At 35.2% G+C, this 6,050-nt stretch carries 4 protein-coding genes; all 4 read left to right on the top strand.

The features are described 5' to 3' along the window. Positions 1 to 128 precede the first annotated feature (128 nt). The 4 genes from ICC18_RS33210 (at position 129) to ICC18_RS34250 (ending at position 5,954) form a co-directional block, all read left to right on the top strand. A complete protein-coding gene (locus tag ICC18_RS33210; protein ID WP_223193098.1) occupies positions 129 to 1,865 on the top strand; it encodes a UvrD-helicase domain-containing protein in 1,737 nt (578 codons plus the stop codon). A 391-nt stretch (positions 1,866 to 2,256) separates the two neighbouring features. Further along, on the top strand, positions 2,257 to 3,768 hold the full coding sequence (locus ICC18_RS33205) for a DNA/RNA helicase domain-containing protein (protein ID WP_188178663.1): 1,512 nt from the start codon (positions 2,257 to 2,259) through the stop codon (positions 3,766 to 3,768). 458 nt (positions 3,769 to 4,226) lie between these two features. Continuing rightward, the gene (locus ICC18_RS33200; protein ID WP_188178662.1) at positions 4,227 to 5,363 is read left to right on the top strand and encodes a copper amine oxidase N-terminal domain-containing protein; all 1,137 of its coding nucleotides are present in this window, start codon (positions 4,227 to 4,229) and stop codon (positions 5,361 to 5,363) included. Between the two features lie 444 nt (positions 5,364 to 5,807). After that, positions 5,808 to 5,954, top strand: a complete 147-nt coding sequence (locus ICC18_RS34250; protein WP_223193097.1) for a DUF5662 family protein — start codon at positions 5,808 to 5,810, stop codon at positions 5,952 to 5,954. The last annotated feature ends 96 nt before the right edge of the window (positions 5,955 to 6,050 follow it).

Below are 6,050 nucleotides of genomic sequence, written 5' to 3'. Positions count from 1 at the left end.
GGACAAGTCTAAGCTGGTAATAATTATCTTTTATACCAATCGAAGAAGTAGGTCTAAGGCTTAAATCCATGGACTCTAAACAAAGATTGTGAACCATTTCACACCTTAATTGTATTAAAAATGCTGTCTTGACATCTTGTAGCACCATATATACAAATGCTGCTGTAAAAGAGATTAGTGAAAGAGTCAATCATAATAATCTGATTGTTACTACGATACATGATTTCTTATGGGACAATATTAAGTCTTTTCAAAAAGATTTGAAAATAGGGCTAATCGAACTAATTAACCATGAAAATTCAAAAATTATTAGTTCTGATGGGAATATAGATTATTCATATTTTGATAATTTAAAAGCAGGTATTCAATATAAAGAGTATATTCGTATTAAAGATGGAATCATCTCGCATGATGAAGTAATTGAGTTAGCAAATTTTATGTTTAAGAAGCATCCTTTGCTTTGTGACATCCTAAAAGATAAATATAAATTCATATTTATTGATGAATACCAAGATACTAGTCCATTAGTTGTCGAAGTTTTTTTAGAACACTTTAAGAAAAGTAATAAGAATAACATAATAGGCTTTTTTGGCGACTCAATGCAATCAATTTACGATGATGGAATTGGAGATTTGTATAAATATATCGATTCTGGAGATGTAGTAGAGGTTCAAAAAAGGCAAAACAGACGCAACCCCAAGCTTGTGATAGATTTGGCAAATAAAATAAGAACTGATGCATTGTTTCAAGAACCTTCGTTGGATAAAACAGCACCGAACATGGTAAACGGAACCGTAAAAAATGGGAATATTAAGTTCTTATATTCTTCAAACTTGGACATTGAAGAGATTAAAAAAACAGTCTATTTCGAAAGTTGGAATTTCGAGAATTCAATTGAGACAAAAGAACTTTATCTAACCCATAATCTTATTGCCCCGAAGGCCGGGTTCCCAAATCTTATGGAAATATATGATAAAGATCCTATAATTGCCCTCAAAAATGATATACGAGCTAAAATCAAGAAAAATAATATATCTATCGACGAAAGCCAGACATTCGATGAGGTCATTGATTTAGTAGCACCTGTTAATAGACAAAAGCAATTAAAAAAACAACTTATATATGAAGACCTTGAACTTTATGATTTGTATAAACGATTAAAAGATAAACCATATTTTGAAGTGAAAAACATTTATCTAGATAAAGAATCGTTGATTGATGATAAAAAACAAGACATAACTGACGAGAATAAAAGAGGTTCAAATAGAGATCCACTAATCAAGCATCTTTTTAAAATTCAAAGTATTATTCATCTGTATAAAGAAAAGAGATTTAATGAATTTATTCGTAAAACAGAATATTTAATAAGAACAATTGATCATAAGCAAGAGATCTATAATATTGTTTCAGCATTTGATAAGATTTCTCAGAGCAGTATTGATGAAGTAATTGAATTCGCTGATAGTAACGGACTATGTAAAAAAGATGATAGTTACAATAAATTTATTAAAGAAAATGATTATGTTCACAGTAGAGTTAAAGATGTCAAATATAAAGAATTTCAAAATCTGTATTATTATCTTGAGGGCTTCACTCCATTTTCTACACAACATAAAATAAAGGGTTCTGAATTTGAAAATGTACTTGTTATCTTAGACAATGGTAGGTGGAACAATTTCAATTTTGAATACTTGTTTAGTAACAATACTGAAAAAGAATCGGTATTATTAAGAACTAAAAAAATTTTTTATGTTTGTTGCACGAGAGCAAAGGAAAATCTAATTGTTTTCTTTCATAATCCTAATGATTATATCGTTGATCAAGCAATAAAGTGGTTTGGTTTGGATAATGTACACGAAATATAAACGAAATATAAACTACTAGCTAAGGGATCAAGAGAAAGGCTTTAACTTGTTTCCTATTGAAACACTTATACTTAAGGAACCTGATAAGACTATGTTAGTATTTGAAAAACTCGGTAAGTATTACAGCCGATATTGTGGATATGCAGCAAAGAGATGATCAAGGAAGTGATCTCGGAAAATAAAGTTCGTTAGTGGAGTTTACATCAGTAAACATGAATTTTGGGATCAAATGAAATCTGAGACTGATTAGCAGCAGCTCTTTTCTTTTTTATGTTCTTTTGCAATATAATGACCTCGGCGAAATTCCCCTGGTCAATCAGCATGTTATAATTGTGTCAATGAATTCTCGAATTTTTGATAGACTACTGCATAGATGGGATGGTATTTTTCAATGAAACCAATTAACCTACTCTCCTTGGTACAAGCCAAAAAGGCACTTTCACCATCCGCTTTTGAGCAATACATGAAGGCTTTTTCTATCCAGATAAAGGATCAAGAAGTAGAGGGCATTTCCCAGATCGTCGACGAACTTACCGATCATCCGAAGAGATTATTCATGCTTGACGCTTTTTACGTTGGATTCACCATTCCCCAGATTAGTAAAGAATTCGATCTCCTCCGCATAGGCAAAGAGTCCATCATCAACATTGAGTTGAAGAAGCTGAATACTGGCGATCGTATGAAAAAACAAGTGCTTGAGAACCAATACTATTTGGGGTTCCTTGAGAAACGCATCCATAGCTTTACGTATGTGTCAGATGAGTGCAAATTGTTCTATCTCAATAAGGAAGAAGACACGTATTCGGAAGTTGCTTTTAATCAATTACTGGAGTGTCTTAAAGAACAAGAGGTAGCTCCAGTTGATGATATATACTCCCTTTTTAATCCGACAAACTATCTGGTTTCGCCCTCTAATTCAACCAATAAATTCATGGATGGTCAATATTTCTTGACTGATCATCAAAAAGAGATAAAAGACAAGATCCTGAAGATGGATCTAACTTCACGAACGAATTATTTCTCAATTGAGGGCGCTGCAGGAACTGGGAAGACCTTGTTGACGTACTCAATTGCCAAGGATTTTAAGAGCCAAGGGAAGTCCGTCCTTATCGTACACGTAGGCAATTTGAACGATGGTCAGCTTAAGTTAAATCGGAAATATAAATGGAACATAATACCGGTAAAGAATTACGAAAAACAAGATTTCTCCAAGTTCGATGTCATTGTTTTCGATGAAATACAGCGTATTAGCAGGAGACAACTAGATACGATCATCGATAGTATTGGAACCGGTTCTACTGTAATTTTCTCTTACGATGGGGAACAATGTCTTTCTGATTGGGAAATCGAAAACAACATTCCCCAGGTTATTCAAAGCCTTACACCGCACTACGGCTATAAATTAACGAAGAGAATCCGAACGAATAAAGAGATTGCTTCATTTATTTCCAATTTGTTTGATTTAAAAAGTCGCAACACGAATCAAGAATATAGGAACATTTCTGTTCAATATTTTTCCACTGCAAAAGAGGCAATGCTCTACAGTTATTGGCTAAGTGAGGATGAATGGAAGGTCATTAACCTCACACCTTCAAGGTACACAAAAATAGCTGCTGACAGCTACCGTAATATCATCTTTGACACCGCCCATGCTGTCGTTGGTCAAGAATACGATAATGTCGTTGCTTTTTTGGACGGAACTTTTTATCACACGGAAGAAGGGATATTGAACATTCGAGGCGATTACTATTACAATCCGGCCAAAATGCTATTCCAAATCTTAACCAGAACCCGGAAAAAGCTTCATCTTATTATCCTAAAAAATGAAAAGCTTTTGAAAACTTCTTTGAGTATCCTTGAAAATAAGCCTGATGAGAAGAGGGATTCTCAAACCTCCCCCTAGACAATAAGAAATAGACTGATCGGTTAATGATATTAGAAAATAAATAACTACTACACCTTAAGCGTTTATTGTGGTAGACGGATTTTATTTACTAAAGTAAACATCACTAATGAACTTTATTTTCCATTTTTACTGTACCAACTATAGAGAAAGTAAGTTAAGTAACGAACTTAATTTTATTTTTTAATAATTGTGAAAACCGCGGCATTACTGGACTTTCACTAACGAACTTTATTTTCCTGCATCAGCTGATCAAGGAAAATAAAGTTCGTTAATGGAAAATAAAGTGTGTTAGTGGAAAATAAAGATCGTTAGTCGAGTTTGCAAAGGTAAACAGATGATCTGATTATGGAAAACAAATAGTGTTAGCGTAAATAAAATTTGGAAGGTGTTGCCAATAAAACTTAATCCAATTCTATTGGAGAGTCACTTATGGGACAACCAAAGGAGACGATAATATGTTTAAGAAAACAATCGCAACACTGGTAGCGGTAACAGTAATTTTTGGCGGAGCTATGTCGACACCTGCAATGGCAGCTCCTGGGAAAGATCTTCGCATTCTTCCTGTAATCGTTAATGGTCAAAAGGCAAAATTCCCCGACACTGAGCCGTACATCAATACGGATGGTCGTACAATGGTTCCTGTTCGTTTTGTAAGCGAAATGCTGGGTGCAGAAGTCAAATGGGAAATCGATACGCAAACTGCAATTGTACTTTATGATGGTAAAACTATCCGTATGCCTATCGGTTCCAAGACTATTACTGTCGATGGAACAAAGCAAGAACTGGATACTGCTGCTGAGTTTGCTGAAGGTCGTACTATGGTACCTCTTCGTTTTGTAAGCGAAGTGCTTGGTTCTGAAGTTGAATGGGATAATGCCGCTCATGCTGTTAAGGTAACTGATGCTGAGTATCAAGCAAAAGTTGATGCTGGTACTGTAAAACTTGATTCTTGGGGTCGGGAGTACAGCAAGACTTTTGACGCTAACTGGATGAAGTTGACTGATCTTGAATCGACTAATTTTTACACTGGGTTCAAGAATTGGAAAGGAAGCCGTTCTTATCTAGAAACAGCAAGAGATTGGGATTACAAGGAGTTTGCAGATCAATGGGCTCAGCACATTCGTAACTACTACGAAGTTCAGCTTAACTTTGATTATCGCACTGTAAACAGTAAGTCTTTCGCCGACACCCTTGTTGCCAATATGGGTGGAATGACCGACAATCGTGAATATCCAACTCGTAACATCATGGCACAGTATGTTGAGTTCGCAAAGAAGAATAAGGTAGTTACGAAAGGTTACGCAGATCCTGAATTGTCCAGCGCCTTCTACGGCGGAGGGTTTGTCTGGGTACCTACTCATTTCAAGTTCATGATTGTTTCTGCTACTGACTCAGCTCAAACGTTCGTAGACAACTATGACGTCTCTACCGGGTCTGACTCTCCTGAACTCAAAAAGGGCGTATGGTACGATGGGTATGCCTTGATCCGTATGTATACGAACTACGGTAACATGGAACATAAATTCTATGGGGTGTATGATATGGAAAATATGTTCATGAAGGGTAACTATTTCTACGACATCCAAGAATAAGATACTCACAGGTGAGGGCTAAACAGTCCTCACCTGTAGTCTCTTTACTAGATATGATAATGTCTACAGAAAAGAAGGGGGGGACTAGCCATCCAGGCTTATTATTTACAAATGTAAAAACAACTAACAAACTTTATTTTCCAGAGTGATCATTGCTACCTTGCGATTATGACCTTCACTAACAAACATAGGTGTATTTTCATTATCTGTTTATAACCGCGAAATTATTGGTTTTGACTAACAAACTTTATTTTCTTGAATTAGGAAGTGATCAAGGAAAATAAAGATCGTTAGTGGAAAATAGAGTTCGTTAGTGGATGTTTACTTTTGTGAACATTCGCTTTTTTATTTCTAGCTAGGGGGGGTTCGTTGATTATTAGTTAGGAGTTATATATTGGATGGATAGGGCTCTTATACTTATTCTGAAGAGGAGAAACAAATCCAATGATAAAAGCTTACTGGAAATATTTCTTATATATCCTTAATCACAAACTGAATGTCCTAATTGAAAGTTGGAAGGAAGGCCTGTATATTCAGGGGATTATTCACGATTGGTCGAAATTTTCACCGGCTGAGTATAATGCTACATAGAAACTAGACAGCAAAAAAGGAGTTTCTTAGTTGTATGTCATCCAAGAGAAGGAAGTTCACACCTGATGAAAAAGCACGTATTGTACTGGAAATTTT

The sequence above is a fragment of the Paenibacillus sedimenti genome (assembly GCF_014534655.1).
Classification (GTDB): domain Bacteria; phylum Bacillota; class Bacilli; order Paenibacillales; family NBRC-103111; genus Paenibacillus_E; species Paenibacillus_E sedimenti.
The sequence above is the reverse complement of the archived record's forward strand: the minus strand, read 5'-3'. Positions and strand labels throughout refer to the sequence as shown.

What these genes read in the sequence shown, in the direction of transcription:
- ICC18_RS33205 (WP_188178663.1), top strand. Translation starts at nt 2,257, where the DNA reads ATGAAACCAATTAACCTACTCTCCTTGGTACAAGCCAAAAAGGCACTT.
- ICC18_RS34250 (WP_223193097.1), top strand. Translation starts at nt 5,808, where the DNA reads ATGATAAAAGCTTACTGGAAATATTTCTTATATATCCTTAATCACAAA.
- ICC18_RS33200 (WP_188178662.1), top strand. Translation starts at nt 4,227, where the DNA reads ATGTTTAAGAAAACAATCGCAACACTGGTAGCGGTAACAGTAATTTTT.